The 19,114-nt window shown below is 30.6% G+C and carries 15 protein-coding genes; 1 reads left to right on the top strand and 14 read right to left on the bottom strand.

Going from position 1 to position 19,114, the window contains the following annotated elements:
• The first annotated feature begins 90 nt into the window (after positions 1 to 90).
• Positions 91 to 1,236, top strand: a complete 1,146-nt coding sequence (locus ABGT36_RS02315; protein ID WP_346676569.1) for a MupG family TIM beta-alpha barrel fold protein — start codon at positions 91 to 93, stop codon at positions 1,234 to 1,236.
• A 61-nt stretch (positions 1,237 to 1,297) separates the two neighbouring features.
• On the opposite strand, the gene ABGT36_RS02310 is transcribed toward ABGT36_RS02315, so the two are convergent.
• The 14 genes from ABGT36_RS02310 to ABGT36_RS02245 all read right to left on the bottom strand — a co-directional run bounded on the left by ABGT36_RS02310 (position 1,298) and on the right by ABGT36_RS02245 (position 18,989).
• On the bottom strand, positions 1,298 to 2,470 hold the full coding sequence (locus tag ABGT36_RS02310; protein WP_346676568.1) for a YibE/F family protein: 1,173 nt from the start codon (positions 2,468 to 2,470) through the stop codon (positions 1,298 to 1,300).
• A 59-nt stretch (positions 2,471 to 2,529) separates the two neighbouring features.
• A complete protein-coding gene (locus tag ABGT36_RS02305; protein ID WP_346676566.1) occupies positions 2,530 to 4,794 on the bottom strand; it encodes a metallophosphoesterase family protein in 2,265 nt (754 codons plus the stop codon).
• 206 nt (positions 4,795 to 5,000) lie between these two features.
• Positions 5,001 to 5,561 carry a hypothetical protein gene (locus ABGT36_RS02300; RefSeq protein ID WP_346676564.1) on the bottom strand — a complete coding sequence of 187 codons (561 nt, stop codon included), beginning with the start codon at positions 5,559 to 5,561 and terminating at the stop codon, positions 5,001 to 5,003.
• Positions 5,562 to 5,820: 259 nt separating this feature from the next.
• Positions 5,821 to 6,306, bottom strand: coding sequence for a hypothetical protein (locus ABGT36_RS02295; RefSeq protein ID WP_296883268.1), 486 nt, complete (start codon positions 6,304 to 6,306; stop codon positions 5,821 to 5,823).
• Positions 6,307 to 6,699 carry a DUF4430 domain-containing protein gene (locus ABGT36_RS02290; RefSeq protein ID WP_346676562.1) on the bottom strand — a complete coding sequence of 131 codons (393 nt, stop codon included), beginning with the start codon at positions 6,697 to 6,699 and terminating at the stop codon, positions 6,307 to 6,309.
• A gap of 19 nt (positions 6,700 to 6,718) precedes the next feature.
• The gene (locus ABGT36_RS02285) at positions 6,719 to 7,354 is read right to left on the bottom strand and encodes a DUF1638 domain-containing protein (protein WP_300630859.1); all 636 of its coding nucleotides are present in this window, start codon (positions 7,352 to 7,354) and stop codon (positions 6,719 to 6,721) included.
• Positions 7,351 to 8,766 (bottom strand): ASKHA domain-containing protein, encoded by a 1,416-nt coding sequence (locus ABGT36_RS02280; RefSeq protein ID WP_346676561.1) that lies wholly within the window; start codon positions 8,764 to 8,766, stop codon positions 7,351 to 7,353. The genes ABGT36_RS02285 and ABGT36_RS02280 overlap by 4 nt, the downstream gene beginning before the upstream one ends.
• A complete protein-coding gene (locus ABGT36_RS02275) occupies positions 8,763 to 9,758 on the bottom strand; it encodes a uroporphyrinogen decarboxylase family protein (protein ID WP_346676559.1) in 996 nt (331 codons plus the stop codon). The genes ABGT36_RS02280 and ABGT36_RS02275 overlap by 4 nt, the downstream gene beginning before the upstream one ends.
• A gap of 17 nt (positions 9,759 to 9,775) precedes the next feature.
• On the bottom strand, positions 9,776 to 10,864 hold the full coding sequence (locus ABGT36_RS02270; protein ID WP_346676558.1) for a hypothetical protein: 1,089 nt from the start codon (positions 10,862 to 10,864) through the stop codon (positions 9,776 to 9,778).
• Positions 10,858 to 11,496 carry a corrinoid protein gene (locus tag ABGT36_RS02265; RefSeq protein ID WP_346676556.1) on the bottom strand — a complete coding sequence of 213 codons (639 nt, stop codon included), beginning with the start codon at positions 11,494 to 11,496 and terminating at the stop codon, positions 10,858 to 10,860. Before ABGT36_RS02265 ends, ABGT36_RS02270 begins: the two co-directional genes overlap by 7 nt.
• 120 nt (positions 11,497 to 11,616) lie before the next feature.
• Positions 11,617 to 12,321, bottom strand: coding sequence for a GntR family transcriptional regulator (locus ABGT36_RS02260; protein ID WP_346676554.1), 705 nt, complete (start codon positions 12,319 to 12,321; stop codon positions 11,617 to 11,619).
• Between the two features lie 122 nt (positions 12,322 to 12,443).
• A complete protein-coding gene (locus ABGT36_RS02255; protein ID WP_300081214.1) occupies positions 12,444 to 13,232 on the bottom strand; it encodes an HAD family hydrolase in 789 nt (262 codons plus the stop codon).
• 122 nt (positions 13,233 to 13,354) lie between these two features.
• Complete coding sequence (locus ABGT36_RS02250; RefSeq protein WP_346676552.1) at positions 13,355 to 14,866, bottom strand: glycosyl hydrolase; 1,512 nt, start codon at positions 14,864 to 14,866, stop codon at positions 13,355 to 13,357.
• Complete coding sequence (locus ABGT36_RS02245; protein WP_346676550.1) at positions 14,856 to 18,989, bottom strand: fibronectin type III domain-containing protein; 4,134 nt, start codon at positions 18,987 to 18,989, stop codon at positions 14,856 to 14,858. The genes ABGT36_RS02250 and ABGT36_RS02245 overlap by 11 nt, the downstream gene beginning before the upstream one ends.
• Positions 18,990 to 19,114: the final 125 nt, after the last annotated feature.

Here is a 19,114-nt window from a genome sequence, read left to right as displayed (position 1 = left end):
ATCTTTGTATATTATCAATTATTTTTATATAAAATACAAGACAAAATCATTAAATAGTTTTATAATGATATTATTAAGGAGGAAAACGAAATGCATAAATTAGGAATTTCAGTATACCCTGATAAATCACCAAAAGAAGAGGTATACGCGTACATGGAAAAAGCCGCTAAATTAGGGTTTAAAAGAATCTTTACTTGTTTCTTATCAATCCCTGAAGATAAGCGCGAAAGTTATTTGGTGGAATTTAAAGAATTCATGACAAAAGCTCATGAATTAGGATTTGAAGTAGCTGCTGATACTAATCCAGAAGTATTTAAATTAATCGGTGCTACTCCTGATAATTTAAAACCATTTGTTGATTTAGGACTAGATATTATCAGAATGGATGGAAATTTTGGGACACAAGGTGATATCCAGCTTACTCGTAACCAAGACAATATTAGAATTGAATTCAATGCTAGTATGGATTCTGGAGTTGAACTATTAATCAAAAATGGTGGTAACCGTGAACAAATCATTATGTGCCATAACTTCTTCCCAGAACGTTATACTGGTTTAGATTTTGACTTATTCCAAGAATACAACAGATACTGGAAAGAGTTAAACTTACACACAGCTGCATTTGTTTCAAGCAACAATGAAAATACAATTGGTCCTTGGCAAGTATTCTGCGGTTTACCAACTGTAGAAATCATGCGCGGTTTACCAATTGATTTACAAGCTCGTTTAATGCTTGCTGCTGGTAATGTTGATGATATCTTAATTGGTAATTATCCAGCTACTGATGAAGAATTAGAAGCTTTATCAAAAATCAACTTCCAAGCAATTGAAATGCGTGTTGATGAAGTTCCAGAAATCACTGCTAACGAACAAATGATCATGTATGAATTTGGACCTCATTGGGATCGTTATGATCATTCATCATTCATGTTAAGATCTAGTATGCCAAGAGTTAAATTTAAAGAAAAAGCGTCTGTTCAAGACTTTGGTTTATCTTCTAATCAAACTGTTGTAGATAAAAATATTCCCCATCATGACTGTGATAAAAAAGTATTCACTCGTGGTGACGTATTAATCGTAAATGATAATTTAGCACACTATCGTGGTGAATTAGAAATCGTTTTAACTGAAATCCCAAATGATGGTGAACGTAACTTAGTTGCCACTATCAAAGAAGAAGAACTTCAATTATTAGATTTCATTAAACCAGGACATCATTTTGCTTTGAAAAAATAGTTATTGCAAATTTAGCTACCGGTTTTTCCGGTAGCTTTTATATATATTATGGCAGTATTTTTTATTTTAACTCATTATTTAAACTAACTTTTTTTCTTGTCATTAAAAATGCTGAAATAATTGAAACAAATGGTACCGTTAAAATAACTCCTAGCGAACCAGAAATACCTTGAATAATTTCGATGCCAATACTATATGAATTAAACATTTGTAAAAATGGCATATCATAAGCATAGAAAACAACTAACGTACTTAAAGAACCACCAGTAAATGCTAAAATCAAAGTATTTGACATCGTTCCCATCATATCGCCACCGATTTTAATCCCACTTTTTAATAATTCTTTAGCTGAAATATCAGGACGACGATATTTGATTTCCTCAATAGTTGTGGCAATTGACATTGCAGTATCAATAACCGCTCCTAGCGAAGCAATTAATATTCCTGAAAATAATAAACCACTAATATCTAAATGACTATTTTGACCAATATAAATCAATGTTTCAATATCATCAACGTTAAACCCATTAATATGGCTCATAGCCCCAAATAAACTAGCAAATACCCCTGCAATAACAACCCCAACGATTGTACCCAATATTGAACATAATGTTTTCATTGAAAAACCACCAATAAAATACATTATTACCATTGTCGTTAAAATTACTACTAATACCGCACTAAAAAACGGTGAAAACCCAATATACATCATTGGAATATACAAAAAAATAATACATATAAACGTAAAGATCAAACCAAATGCTGATGTTAATCCTTTTTGCTTACCAATTAATATTAATAAAAACAAAAATAAAGCTACCATCAAAATTAAAGTATTCGTTCGATCATAATTATAGACACTAGCGCTAAGGCTACCATCATACTCACTTAATTGAACGATCACTCTTGTTCCAACTTTGCAATCAGCCCCATATAAATAACTATCAATATTAGTAGTTTGAACAATTTCACCTTCATATTCACCCGATAAAATTTCCACATTAACAATTTGGGTACCAACTTGATTACCTTCACTATCACGATTTTCTTCAATTATTTCCACTACCCGTGCTCTTGCAAATTCGTCGCTGCTTTCATCAAGTAATGGTGTTTTTTCAATGCTGCTATTAAAAAAGTATAAAAAAACCAGGAATAAGATAATAGCCACATAAACACAAAAGTGACCTATTTTTTCCTTTTTACTCATTTGTTTAAATTTTTGAATTAATTTCATTACTGCCTCCTATTAGCATAAAACAAGGCAGAACAAGCTGCCTTGTTGATTAAATTTTATTATTCTTCAATTCTTTTTCTTTTAAGAATTCTAGTACCAGCAATCCCTATTAATGATACGATTGTAGCCATTAGTGGTATACCTGCTTGGACATTATCACCAGTTTTTACACTACTATTAGTTTTATTTCCAGTTGAAACAGCTGGTTTAGATGTATTATCACCTGGTGTAGTAGGTGTTGTTACTGGATTATCAGTTGCATCGTTAGCATTAGCTTTTGAAACAAATTCATTTACAGTAGCTGTTAATTCATTTTGTAAATTAGTCAACTCTGTTTTAGTAATAGTTGCTTCATCTAAGTCACCTTTTAAAGTATTTACTACTTTAGCGTATGCATCAACGATATCTTTAGAATATTCACCTTTTTTATTACCAACTACAGCATTAGCAATTTGATCTTGAGCTGCTGTAAATTGATTTTCTAATGCAGTAAATTCATCTTTAGTTACTACTTCATTTTTAGCTGTTACTAATTTGTTGTAGGCATCACCGATTGCTTCTTTACTTACTGCAGTGTTAGTATCATTTTCATATAATGTTTTATCTAATAATGTAGAGAAACCTTGTACTAAAGCTTGTGAATTAGGATCTTTATACTCACCTTGAGCATAAGCGTAATAATTTAATGGATCATTTGCATTATTACCATTGATAGATGAATCATAAGCACCACTTAATGTATTTACAGCTTCCAAGTCATCACGTGAATCTAAAACGGTATTAACATTATTTAATGCTTCATCAATTCTTGTTTTAGAACCACTAGTAACAGTAGTTGTATCAATTGCTTCGACATCCTTTTTAGTTTCAACAATTGAAGTTGCATTACCATCTTTTGTTAGAGTTACATCATTAGCATATTTATTACCATCATAATCATAAGTTTTAATTGTTAATAAATCACCACTAAAATCGATTGTTGAAAAAGTTGGAATAGGTGTATTAGAACGTTCAGCAATATAATATTGTTTAGTTGTATTTAATGTATAGAATTTACTTCCTGAAGCTGAACCAGCTGCAATATATAAAGTTCCTTCAGGGTTATAAGCTGAGCTTGTATCTGTACCAACACCATCAGTTTCAATTACTTTACCATCTAAAATTTGGAAAGTACGTGCATAAGAGTGATCATGTCCTGTTAAACATAAATCAATACCAAATTCATCCATTAAAGGTGCAAATAAAATTCTTAAGTTAGCCCCATCAACATCACTATGTGGAGAACCTGAACCATAAATATCATGATGGAATAATACTACTTTCCATTTAGCATCTTTATGGCTATTAATTGCTTCTTGCATTAAAGCACGATGTTCTTCAACATTACGGCTATTACTATTTAAACTAATGAATAATGTATCACCATAGCTATAATAATAATCACCACCAGATTCAGTTTTCCCTAATTCACTAGCATTAGGATTATTATAATGATAACTATAATCATCAACTTGTGATTCATGGTTACCAATAGTTGTTGCTAGCGGAACACTTCTTAAAACGCTTGGATATAAGAATCCGGCATATTCTTGTTCACGAATTAATTCACCTTCACCATTTGAACCGTATGATGAATAATCGATTTGATCTCCAGCTGATAAAATAAAGCTTGCGTTTTTAGCAATCCCATTTTCACCTAAAGCTGTTGTTAATGTTTTATTCCATGCATAAGTATTAATTGCAATACTTTCATCATCTTCTGTTCCTTGACCAGTACTACTTGAAGCTCCAATTTGTGGGTCTCCAACTAATACGGCTTTAAAATCAGTAAAGCTGTGTGTTTGATAAGTGTAAACAGTACTCCAGTTACCATCAACAGTATATTGATAATAGTATGTAGTGTTTTCTTGTAAATAATCAGTAACTGATACTTTATTACTTGCTTTATAAGCATTAAAACCATTAGTTTTATTGATATCAGTAGCAGTTCCAGTTACTTCATATGCATTCGACATATCTTGATTTGTAGACATTTTTACCTTTGGTGTTCCTTTAGTTTGTGAATACCAGGCAAAATTTAAATCAGTAGGTTTGCTTCCTGGTGTTAAAACAATTTTACCAGTATCTTTTTCTTCATTGTTATTCCATTGGTTATCATACCAGTTTTGATATTCAGTTGTAGCTGTAATTCCATTATTTAGATTACTAGTACCATCATTACCTGGATATTCACCAAAGGCGAATGTAGGTACAACTGTCAAACTAGCTAACGATGAAATAGTAGCTAAAGAAACAATAAATCGTTTTTTCAATTTCTCGTTCATCTTGAATCCCCTTTTTCCTTAATTACCTATTAAATTGTCGTACATCTAGTACGCCAATTATTTTACCCCGTAAAAAAAGGGAGTCAATTAAGTTTACAAACACTTTATCATTTTAACAAAAACGTAAAAAATGATGTTTTTTCTTAAGCAAAACTTAATCAAAACATCATTTATTCTTACTTGTTTTTTTGTTTTTAATAGCTAACTTATTTAATTGCTTCCACCCCTCTTGGATTATCTAAGCCATATTTTTTAGCCATTTTTGGAAAAGCTTCATTTAAAAAGTTAACCAATTTCATTGCATCAGGATACTTTGTTAAGATGTTTTCAATTTGATATGGATCATTAACAACTACATCCTTATCTTTTAAAAATCTAATAATCGGCAAACTATCATATATACATGTATTTTCAAATTTTAAGATATTATCTTTTAAAACAATATCAAAATCCAAATAATATTGAATATGAACCATTACTGTTCCAACAGCCCCAGTTTGCCAGATTTTTACAAACCACTTAGCCGGATTATATTCAATAACTCCCTGATTATAAATACGACTACACATTGATAAACGAATTTCACTAACATCACTATAATCAATTTCTTGATGTTTACCTTTATGATCTAAGACGATCTTTTTACCAAAAATCAAATTATCACTATCTTCTTTTTCATTTCCCTCTAAACAAATATTAATCTTAATTCTAGGACTTGGATGAAAATCAACAAATTTATTTATTTGATTCAATGCTTCGCGTTTCATAAGATTAGCTCCTTTCAACATTAAATAATCATTCAATTATTTAATATTCCTATTTTTTATTATCTAACTAATTTTTCAATCAAAACATCCCATATCCAATCCCTCATTTCTATTTTATTATTTAAATTATTTATATTATTTCTTCTACTTATAGTATATCATAATGTTCATAGATATCAATATATATTCCAAAAAATATCGATAAAATCATCATTTTTTATAAAAAAAAAGATTGTAATAAAACTAATTACAATCTTAATTATCTAAATCGTTTTAAAATTGCATATAAGGGCTTATATGCAATTAAACATAAACAAAAATTACCAATGCAGTGAATTACATCAAACAAGATTCCTGATACCCAATAAGTAAATGCATATGATGGCGAAATCAAAATATACGCTAATGAAAACAACATCCCAAAAAACAAGCCATAAAAACCTAAAACCACTGCCCAGGAAATACTATCATCAATACGAATAAATTTTTTTAACCACCTTACTACAAAATAAAGAATTGGCCAAACATAGATATAACTCCACCACCATAAACCAAAGCCCCATTGGACTCCCTCTAAAATAATAAAAACAGCGATTATTTTTAATGTCATTTTATCAAACACTAATGTATAAACCAAAATCAACAATGAAACTAGTTCAATATTCGGCAAAAAACTAAAAGCAACTTGTACGATGTACAATAAAGCCGCTAAAATAGCAATAGTTACCAGTTCTTTAGTTTTCATCTAATAGCCCTGTTTTAATTCTAAAGTATAAGTCTTGCCATCTTCTAATACTAAAGCATCAGCACCTTGAGTAGCACTTTTACCATCAACCGATATACTCCACCAGTACTGAGCCGAAGGATCATCTGCCATATTTTTAACTCCGTGAATATACATACCATACTCACTATCTTCATAGTCAGTAACTATATTTTCTTCTTTTAATAAATCACCTAAATATTCATGATTTGTTTTAAAATTCTCTTTTCCATTAAAACCATCACGTTTAGAAACTACTTCTACTGTAACTTCCTTAACATCACTATTGCCTCTTTGATAAAAATAAATTCCAATTCCACTAAAAACAACAATAGCTACTAATAACGCTACTAATATTTTTACTCTATTTTTCATATACTCTCCTTATCCGATATTAAACAATTTTAATTACACTATCATCAATTGATAAAACAATTCTTTGACCTGGATATACATCTACTATTTCATTAGACTTCAAATTAATTATTTTTTCTAAAAATTTCAAATCACCAGTAAGTACCTGTTTTTCACTATCCAAATATTCATCATCTAATGGAATGTTTAAAGAAATATAATAACTGACATCAATTGATAACATCTCTTTTAAATAAGCAATTGTTTCTTCATCATAATAACTTTGCCATTTTAATAAACTATCATTAGTATAATTTGCCTTTTTTAAAGCATAACAGCTCCAGCCTATCGATTTATTATTTTCAGTTAATCGCTCAAATCTTTCTTTTGATCCTAACAAAATACTCATACAATCATGGACCTTGATTACAACCAAAGGAATGCTACGAGTCTTTAAAGCCGTCAATGCCCCACCACAAACACCATATAATATTATAATCTTATCAAATTCATTTTCATCACTACGATCTATTTCTAATTGAATCGCTTTAGCTAATTTTTTAGGTTGATTATGTTGTGAAATTTCTAAAAAGGTAAATACATATTGTTCCTTGTCAAATGTCAAATATTCAATATATGGCTGAAAAATCGCACAGGAAATAACTTTATATTTCAAAAATATAAACCATCAATTAAATAATCATCAAAATCTGGATATTCAGCCAAATTAATATTTTTACAAGCATCTACAATATGATCTAATCTTTTTAAATCCTGATGACGTAACAAGGTATAGGCGCCACTTAAAGCACTATTATTAACACACTCAACATTAACCCCTGGCGGTAATATTTTTAACTCTACTAAATCTTTAACTTGAAGATGGCTGCCAAAGCCTCCAGAAATATAAATTTGATCAACATTGCCATTTTCATCTAATAATGCTTTTACACCGGCTTGAATCGCTGCTTTAGCTAATTGGAAGGTTTGAATATCTTTTTGAGTAATATAAATATTATAAGCTATATTAAATTGTTTTTTAGAATTTTTAAACCTTCCTAGCTCATCAATTATATCATTACGTTTTAAACTTGCAAACAATGATATTAAGCCACTGCCACAAATACATTTAGCAGCCTTATTATCAATAGTATGATAAGTTACTTTATTATCTTTTATCGTAACCTCACTAATAGCACCAGGAATACTGGGACCACCACAAGTAATCCCTACTCCTTCAAAAGCTGGACCAGCAGCTGAAGAAGTTGCCAACATGCCATCTTTATTACCAACAACAATTTCACCATTAGTACCTAAATCAATAAGCATTTTCAAATTATTTTCTTTATCAATATCTAAAGCTAAAATCCCGGCAACAATATCACCACCAACAAAAGGTCCAATATGAGGAAATGTATATACTAAAAACTGCTGGTTAATATTTTTGAAAATTTGTTTTGATGAAATAATCTGGGTCTTTTTTATCGGAATCTTAAAGGGAACATGTCCTAGACTAGAAACATCACAGTTTAAAAAAAGATTTGTCATCACTGTATTACCACAAACTATCATCCGTTTAATTTTTATATCGGCTTTTTCAATGAGCGCTGCTTCTATTTTTGAAAGTAAGCTATCTGTTAATTGCTTTTGATTTTTTTTACTAAATTCAATCCGAGAAATCACATCACTACCATAAGCTACTTGGGGATTTTTAAAAGCACTAGTGGCAATTATTTTACCTGTCTTTAAATCAACCCAGCACATAACAACTGTTGTTGTCCCAATATCAGCAATTAAACCATAACCATCTTCAATAATATTATCATTATTTCTTAAATACATCTTCGTTAAAATACTCATATCAGATTGCCAGATTTGATATTTAATTGACTCTTGATATTCATGTAGACAAGCTAATCTAATTCCCATTGCTATTTCATGAGGCGTTAATATTTTTTTCTCTAATGGGGTAACTGGAAAATTTTCATTTAAAACTTTTATTTTGCATTTACCGCATTTTTGATGACCGTTACAAGAACCTTGTAATAACTGTCCTTTTTCTTGAATTACATCTAATATTGTTTTCATTTTTGATAATACTCTTGAGCTGTTTTCATAAAGGCATCAATATTTTCCCATTTAGCAAAAGGTGGAATATCACAGCCAGAAGAAATAACAAAATTATCAACATCACCAACAGCTTCTAATAAAGCATTAGTAGCCGCTATTACATCTTCTTTACTAGCATCTTTTAAACTAACCGGATCAATATTTCCCATTACCATAACATCTTTAGGCATTAGTTTTAACATTTGTTCAATTGAAACGGCATTACCAAAATGATAAAGTCGACAGCCAGTTGATAAAATCGTATCTACCATTTTTAAAGTATTATTACCACAATTATGATAAGCAACAAGGAAACTATCATCATCTAAAGCTGAAACAATTTCTTTAACATAGCGACTAGAAAATTCATCACATAAATTAGGTGATAAAATACCAGCTAACGGTTCTGCCATGAATACCCCATCGATACCTAGATCTTTATAAGCTTGAAGATAATTGATTAAAAACTCAGTTGCTTTTTTTAATACCAAATGTACCATTTCTGGTTCATCATAACAAGAAATCATCGCTTCACTAACCCCTAATAATCTTCCGGCTAGGGAAAAAGGACCAATGCATCCGGCAAATACTGGACAATCTTTAATTTCCTGTTTAGCTTTTTTCATTGCATCAAGATATATCCGGGTTCTTTTAGCACCTACCTTAGGTACTTTTAAATTTATTGCATCTTCTTCACTTTTTATAATACTACCAACAACCGTTGGTACTTCATCTTCACTAAAACGAATATTAGCACCAAAAGCTTCAGCTTCAACTGATAAATCCATAAATCCCATGATAGCTAAAGGATGACAACGCTGATTAATTAATTTTAAGGCTTCACTTTGTAAATTACTATCACTAATTAATTTTTCAACTGATGTATTTAATAATTGAATCGCTGGAAATGTCAAAACCGGCATTGCTCGTTTATTCTTCTTTATTCTAATTTGTTTTAACCATTCATCCATCATAATTCTCCTTTAACCTATCTAGGTACTCCATACTTATTTAAAACCTTTTCAAATTCCTCACGATCTTCTTCATTACCTTCACAAATAAACGCTAACCCTTTTGTTGTCTGCAATAAATTAACAATATGATCTATAAAACGCAACTCATCTTTATTATAACAATTTATTTGTAATAACAATCCAGCATCATGAACCTTATGATAAATTTCACTCCACTGCTTATCATCTATTGGTTTAGAGCCAGCTCCATTGATCCATTGAATACCTGCAAAACCACATTCAATAATTCGATCTAAATGTCTAACCGCTCCAGGACCATCTAAATGATAGAAAGAACGTTCAATCAAATTAACTTCTTTTTTCAAAGTATCGGTAACAAACTCATCAAACTGCGTTGGTCCAATCATACAACAAAAATCACATTGTGAAATAAAGTATGGTTTTTGCGACAACAAAGATATCCATCCTGAATATCCTAATCCTTTTTGTTTAGAAATCTGTTCAATATAGTTTTTATATGCAAACTCATAAGCGTTATAAATCTCATCATTTAATCTAGTAACTTCATCAGGATCATCATATAAATCCAATAACGAATTATTAGCACCACGCATTGATTCAACAATATCCATCATACCGCCTAGATTCGGAATTCCAAAAGCAATATCATCTTTAAATTCTTCCTGGAATGCTTTTATTAAATCCATTCCTCTTTGATATAACCAATTATTTTCATCTAAGCAAGGTCGAATATCCTGAAGTTCTTTACCTTTCATTTCTTCAAACCAGATTGTTCCTCTTTCTTCATCAATATGATAGCTTTGACCTAGCATTGCCCCAAGAATTCCAGTAGAACGCATGTAAAAATTAGGAAAAGCATCCCCTAAATAAAGATTAGATTCATAAACAGCTCGGTAGCTTTTAGCCACTTCACTTGCGGGACAAGTATTATCATAAACCATTTTTAAAAGCTGACCACGACTAGCTACATTTTCAGTATTTTTCTTTTTTAAAGTAACCTGGATAATTGGTCTTTCTAATTTATGATCCCACCAGTCTTCAAAATCATTAATTAACTGTTGTTTCTTTTCTTTCGTTAACATGCTCTTCCCTCCAAAATAGATGCTGCTACATCAGCTGCACTAGCTGCATCATCAGTATAATAATCAGCTCCAATTTCATCACAGAATTCTTGATTAACCGGTGCTCCACCAATCATTACTTTAACATCTAAATTTTCCGCTTTAACTAAATCAACTACTCTTTTCATTTCAGGCATCGTAGTCGTTAGTAAAGCACTACAACAAATAATATCAGCATGATTCTTTTTAGCTTCATCAATAAATGTTTCAGCACTAATATCAGTACCTAAATCAATAACATCGATTCCTTTACCTTCCATCATGATTCTAACTAAGTTTTTTCCAATATCATGCAAATCGCCTTTTACCGTTCCTAGTACGGCAGTTCCTTTACTAATGTTACTAGAATCTTGTAAATATGGTTTTAAAACTTCAACCCCTTTATTCATCGCTCTAGCAGCAACTAAAACTTCTGGGACAAAAATCTCTTCCCGTTTAAATTTATCACCGATAATTGCCATTCCCGCAAGCAAAGCATCATTTAAAATCACATTAGCTTCAATTCCTTCATCTAAAGCTTCCTGTACTAAAGTAACAACATTTTTAGCCCGTCCTTGTTGCATAAGTTCCTTAATTTCTGATAATTTATCCATCTTTTTACCTCCAATCCATTAAGTTTTTGTCTTTAATTTATACCTACTTATAATATAACGCTATCATTTATAATTGTCTAGACAATTTCCAAAATAGAAATAAAAAGCTAGATTAAAAATCTAACTTTCCCCACAATATACAAACTGATCTCCTGGATAAGAATTAATACCATAATAATATATTTTATCACTACTATCCTTAGCAATAATTTTTAATTGTAGAATTGGACTATTGATTGGTATTTGTAATAATGATGATATTTTTTTATTTGCGACCTTAGCTTCTACTACAATTTGATTAGAAAGTTCTTGTTGTTTTATTAAAAAATGTTTTTCAATGACATTTTCAAAACTTTGATAACATTCTTCCTTTTTTACCATTGTAAAATATTTAAGTGGTAAATAAATTTTTTCATAGACAATTGGCTGTCCATCTCCTAATTGTACTCTTTTAACCCTTATTATTTTTTCTTGTTCAAGATTAAAATATTCTTTAGCAATATAATTATCATCAATAACTTTTACTTCTAACACTTTAACTGTTAACTGCTTAAAGATTTTATGCAGCTGTTCATCTTTACTAACAGAAATTTGATTCATTGACCGACTCATTTTCTTTTTAGCTAAAAATAGACCACTACCGCGTTTACGAATTAATACCCCATCCTGGATTAAATCATCAAAAGCTCTTCGAACCGTCATTCTAGAAACGTTAAATAATTCTGTAAATTCTTTTTCAGAGGGCAACATAACATCCTCTTTAAATTTTCCATTATCAATTTGCTCTAAAATATATTTTTTTATTTCTGGATATTTAGCTGCCATACTACCTTCTCCCTTTTTATAAGCTACTTCTATCTTAAAAAAAAATTACTAATATGTAAATAACAAAAACTATTTCTAATATTAAAAAAAGTACCACTATTATATGGTACTAATTTAATATCCTAGCCAAATAATTCAACTAGAACTTTTTCTAAGCCATTATTTTGAATGGTATCACAAACTAAATCACTTACTTCTTTTAACTCTGGTACAGCATTGCCCATCGCTACTCCAGTACCGACTAACTGAATCATTTCTAAATCGTTTAGCCCATCACCAAAAGCATAGCTATCTTGATGATTTAAATTTAAGTGTTCTAAAACTTTTTGTACTCCGGTTGCTTTTGATATTACATTAGAATATATTTCAAAAGCATTTTCAGTTCCATGTTTATCATAATTAAAATCATCTTTAATAATATCTTCAATTTCATCCATTTTATCTGCCGGAACATTAACTTCAATTTTCAAACATTGATCAATTACATCATCTTTATTAAAATCAGTGATCAAATAATCTTCGTTAATATCACAGCTAATAAAAAATTCTTCTAATACTTTAAATTCCGGATTCAAATAAGAACCACGACTAGTTTCGATAATATATTCATAACCCTTTTCATCTAAATGTTTTATTAAATTAATAGTTTTTTGTAGATTAGTTGGCTGTTGATAAATAAACTCACCATTTAATTCAACATGCGCCCCATTAGCTAAAACCATCCCATCAAAACCAAAATCAGAAATCGTCTTAGAGATAAAAGCATATGGTCGTCCACTGGCAATAAAAAGTAAATTCCCCTGTTGTTGTAACTCACGCATCTTTCTTTGCAGACCAGCTGGCATTTCTGGAACCCCGGCATGAGTTTCTGTCAATGTTCCATCGATATCAAAAAATAATACTTTTGTCATCTTTCCACCTCATTGTTTTATTTATGATTCAATTATAACAAAGGCATTTTAAACAAATTGCTTTTTACTATTTTGGAAAAATAAAATCCCTTTTAGATAACTAAAAGAGATTTTATCGAAAATTATTTATTAACCAATTTAAATCCACTATAAGATATAAGCATTAATAACATTAACATTAAAACATTACTAGTATCACCAGTTGCAACACTTGAACTACTTGAAAGTTCTGTTTGTTTTGTTACCTTATCTTCTTTAGGAAGTTCTGGTGTAACAGTTTGTTTTTCTAAACCATTATAAGCCTCTAATAATTGCTTATATAGATCATCAATTATAAATTGACTACTAGACCCTAAATTACGATCAATTGCTTTTGCCTGGTTTAAAATATTTTCAAAAGTTTCAACATTGACATATTGATCATAATCACTACTAGCTATTAGTTCATCAGCTTTACTAATCATCTTATCTAAATCAATATAATAACCTGCATCTTCTACATATTCATCATTTAAATCAATACCTTCAATATTAGGATTACCTAGTGATTTATATAATTTACCTAGATCTGTCAATTGGCCAGTTTGTTGATCATATAAAGCTGTTTTACCACCATTTACATCATCGTCATCAAAATTAAACCAGGTATATCTTTCAACATAGTCACGAGCTTCTAGTCCAGCAATTGTTTCTTTTAAATAAGTACTTATCTGCTTATAAGCTTCATCATAATTAGAATTAGCACCATATAAACCACTATTAGAAATACCAAATTCACTAATCCAAATTGGTTTATGGTATAACTGATAAAGAGTATCGATCGCTTCTAAAAAAGCCTGAGCCATTCCCTCACCAGCCCAATCATAATAAATATGAACCGGGATAAAATCGATATCATCCATATTAACAGTTTTACCATACTCCTGATACCATTCATTAGTTGGATATGATGTTGCCGGTGACCCAATTCGTAAACCTGTTTTAGTAAATAAATCTTGATAGCTAGCTGCTTGTAAAACAGATAAATTAGCTTGATTAGTTAAATCAGGCTCATTAAAACCAAGTATTGTTGTATAGTTAGCTACCTGATCACTTTCTAGCCAGGAAAGGCTATTTTCATCCCAAATCATTGGCACAAATTCTTTAGAACCAGTAACGTTAGTTGAAGGAGTATAACTCCAGTTGTAATACCAGCTTTCTTGCATATTAGCAACTGGAGTATTAACTGCCTTATCATCAATATTTAGTCCTTTTTTACAAATCTGGAACTTACGGATATTAGAACTAAATTCATGATTATCTTTAGTAACGGCAACTACTTGTAATTGATAATAATCAGTCTTAGTTAGATATACACTAGTTTTTAAAATATCTTTTCCATCAGCAAAAACAACATTAACTTTTTGACCATCAATATAAATATCATAATGATCTATTACAATATCATCAACTGCAAATTGTTTAAAAGCTACATCAATATTACCAGCCGGTTTTAATTCCTTAGCTTCCGGGGTAATTATCGCTGATGTTTTCCAGCTATCAAAGCGATTATTATTTTCTTGAGCCATTATTTTAACTGGCACCAATGAAGTTAACAGACAAACAAGAACTATTAATATCTTTTTAATCTTCATGTTTTCTTTTTACACAAGTAAAAGCGACTGAGGATAATAGAGCTGTTGTGGCAAATAAGGCAACTAAGCTATCATCTCCTGTTTTTACTGCTTTTTTAGTATCATGTTTTGCTGGTGTTTTAACGGTATTAGAATTTTGATCTTGATTTTCGTTATCACCAGTATTAGTATCATCACTTATTAATACTAGTTTATTATAAGCATCTGTTAATGCTTGATATGCTTTATCTATATCTTCTTGTAGAGCTTCACTATCAGTTAATACTTTTTTAGCTTCTTCCATTGCACTAGCAAAAGCTTTCCAGCTATCTTTTGTATAGTTAGCTTCTTTTAATGTTTGATAGTTATCATAAATTTCTTGTAGTTTAGTTTTATCACCAGCTACTTGAAGATTTTCAATAGCTGTTTTAAAGTTATTTAATACTTCATTAAATTCACTATTTGAAGCTTCATATTTTAAATAATCCTTTGATAATACACGTTCAACTTCTTGTAAAGCTGCGCTGAATTCATTCCAGCTACCTTCAGTATAATTACCTTGAGTTAAATCTTTATATTGATCATAAAGCGCCTGCATAGAAGCAACATCTAAACCATCTTCACCAAATTGACGAACATTAGTAATTGTTTCAACGCCAAGATACTTACCTTTTTGTTCATCACTGCCATCAGTTGCTTTACCAACAACAGCAGTACCATTTTGATAACTGATCAAGAATTTTCGAGACCATCCTTCACCAGTTAATCCAGTTTCATTATCTTTACCACTGCTGACACCATCACCAACACCATTAATAATTGTATTAATTCTTTGTAATGCGCCATCATCTTTAGCAAATGTTTGTAAACAAGCATTTTCAACTAAAACATTTTCACTATTTGGTACTTCAATTGCATTATCTAATTGAATCTGTACTTTAGAAGAGTCATAATCTTCACCAGTATAAATAAAGACATTATAAATACCTAAACCAACAGCATAGTGACTTTTAACATTATTTGCAACTTTATATGATGAATATCCATTTACAGTACCATTATGAGACATCCATTCTTCTTGTGAAATTGGGTCATATGCTGTTTCATTTTGATAGAAATATGTTGCCCCGTTTTCACCGTTCCATAATGTGTTATACTTTTGGAAATGTTCATTGAACAATGCATAACAAGTAACATTATCACCATTAACAATCAAACCATGATCAGATTCGTTACCATACCATTCAACACCAGCACCGTGGTCAGCACGCCAAATCCAGAAATGATCACATAAAACATTATTAGCATTAATTTCTAAAGCATTATCAGCTTTTGTAAGAGTATCAGTTGTTCCCCCTACTCTAAAGAATAAATCTTGTAATACAATTGGATTATCTTCATTGTTATTAGAATTCTTTTCAGTTCCTACTTTTAATAAATATTTACTATGTTCACCCGCATCAAAAATTAAGCCAGCAACTTTAACTCCAGTAACATCATCATCAATAATCATCGCTGCTTCTTCATTTGCAGGAATGATTGATGCCATTCCAGTTCCTAATAAAATAGTATTATCTTCATTTACTAAGATTGGTTCTTGGGCATAATATGTTCCTGGTGTAAAATAAATATTTTTACCAGCGGTAATTTGTTCATTTATTGTAGCAGCCAAATCATCAGGGGTTGCGATATAGAATTCGCTTAAAGGAATACTTTTTCCTTCACCCATATCATCTTCTGACCAGCTTACACCATTAGTATTTTCTCTAACAGCTGGGACAAAAACTTGATATTCACCATTATCATCAATATATAAGAATGGTTTTTCACTAATTTTTGGAGTTGTTTCGATATTTGTAAATACTTGTTGATTACCACTAGCATCACCAATATTCCAGTTAGAATATCCATTTCCATTAACCAGACTATTACCAGTGTCTTCGTTTGGTAAATTATCAGAAATAACCCCTTGATAGAAGTTATTTAAAGTTGTACCAAAGGCATTACCATTAATAACACTATTTCTAGTATAGAACTGTTGACCAGAATGAGTTCCAGCATCACCTTCAAAATAGCTATCAGCTACATAACCTCCACTAGCCCAGCCATAATTCCAATCATATGATACATTACGAGATGAATAAACACGTCTTAATGGTGCAGCTTGTGCTACAGCCCAGTTAAATTCATCAGCGCGCCAAGAACCATATTGGGCTTTTCCTTGTTCATTTCCAGTATTAATAATTGAAACATTTTCCATTGAACGCCAGAAATTACAAGTTGCATTATTATCTGTTAAATACGCTGGAATCGCAACGTTATTTAACTTAACATCATAAGGAGTTTTTCCCAAACCATTAAATGAAGTATAGAAACCTAAATACATACAGCTAGTTTCTGTATAATCTCCTGGTTTAAAATATACTTGATATTGATCTGCTTTAAATTGCGCATCAGCATTAGCATCATGTTGTTGTTCAAACAAAGCTAATAAGATACTGTCAATTTGAGCTGTATCATCAGTTTGAGCAAAAATAATTGTATGATCACCGAATAAATTTGTTTCTAATGAGATAAATCTTGATACATCAGAATATTCAGCTTCATCACCAATTTGGTCATTATTACCATTATTGATTGCTACAACGCGATAATAATTTTCATATTTATTACCAGTTAACGCTACTTCAATTGAAGTATCATCTTTAACAAGACCATTTTCGACATCAGTATATGTTCCATAAGCACTAGGAGCCCATTGTAATTTATAATGAGTCGCATTTTCAGCTTTATCCCAGCTGATTTTTATTTTGTTATTTCCTATTTCATCAAGTTTTACATTTGTAGGTGTAGCTGGTTTATCACCAACTCGAGTTTTAGCACTTACTTCATTACTGTATGTACTAACACTTTTATCACCATTGATAACTAATAATTTATAACTATATTCATTTCCTGGATTTAATCCAGTAACTGTATAAGAACTTTCGTTTGTTAAATCTGCGATTTTACTATAAAACTCATCACTTGGTCCTTTTTGATATAATTCAATTTGTGTATAAATACATACTGGATTAGTCCATGATAAGTCTAATGTAGTTTGGGTTCTGGTACTACTATCAATTTTTAAATCTGTTATCATTTCAGGAAAAACTTCACTATGAATAACAAATTTTTCTCTATCAGTTAAACTAGCTGCAGTTTTATCACATAATACTAATTCTTCATTTTCATTTACAGTAATGTATTCATGAGTATATGAACTTCTTAAATATACTTGTCCATTTCCAGCCGGTTCAACGACAATTGATTCCCAACCACCTGGATTGGCTTCTTTAGCAACTATAGCACTTACTGCCCCATCTACCCAATTAGCTGAGATAATTGTCATATTAGGTTTGCTTTTAGATTTAAAAGCAACAGTATCTATCGCTCCAGAAACATCTTCCATAATATAATTATCATTAGTTGTATATGCAGGCATAAATTTTTCATCATCAGTAATATTATTTATATCACCGGTTACTTTTACTGGTTGTAGGTTTTCTTGCCCATTAAAACTTACCAATTTATTTGTTTCCACATTTTGAATTGATACATATTCATCAATAACTGAAACTTCTTCAAAAACAAATACTTCGGCTTGATCAGCAGCAACTTTATCTAAACGACCATTTTCACCTAGTCCTAAATATACGCCACTGTAACTTTTTAACTTGTACCCGTTTTCAACCGGTTCAATCGTAAATTTATGATCATTGCTTACATTAGTATCATAGTTGAAAACAAATGAAATTCCATTACCCAAAGTATTTTCACACTTTAATAAAGCTCCATTATTTCCAACTGAAGCAAAGGCATATTGACTATCACCTTGATTGGTAATTTTAAAAGCAACCTTACCTTTTGCTTTACTATTAACTACATCACCATCAACATAAACAGCTCCAGCATCACTCCAGGTTACTTCCCTTACTTGAACTGCTTTATTTGTGGTTGTTGAAATTATCGCATATGTTTTTTCAGTATCAAACTCTGGCAATGATAAAGTTTTAGCTTCTACTGGCATCACAGTAAAAGTTGCCATTAACATCATTACCACTAATAACATAGCGGTCACTTTTTTAAAACATTTCTTTACCATAATCATTTTCCTTTCTCTAATTTTAAACACATTATTTGTCATCAATAAAAGTGGCCAGCTTTTATTGTGACATAACTAATCAATACATCAAATCAATGTATTTTTACAAATGTGCTTCTTGATAC

It is taken from the genome of Erysipelatoclostridium sp. An173 (genome assembly GCF_963931465.1).
GTDB classification, from domain to species: domain Bacteria; phylum Bacillota_I; class Bacilli_A; order Erysipelotrichales; family Coprobacillaceae; genus Thomasclavelia; species Thomasclavelia merdavium.
The sequence above is the reverse complement of the archived record's forward strand: the minus strand, read 5'-3'. Positions and strand labels throughout refer to the sequence as shown.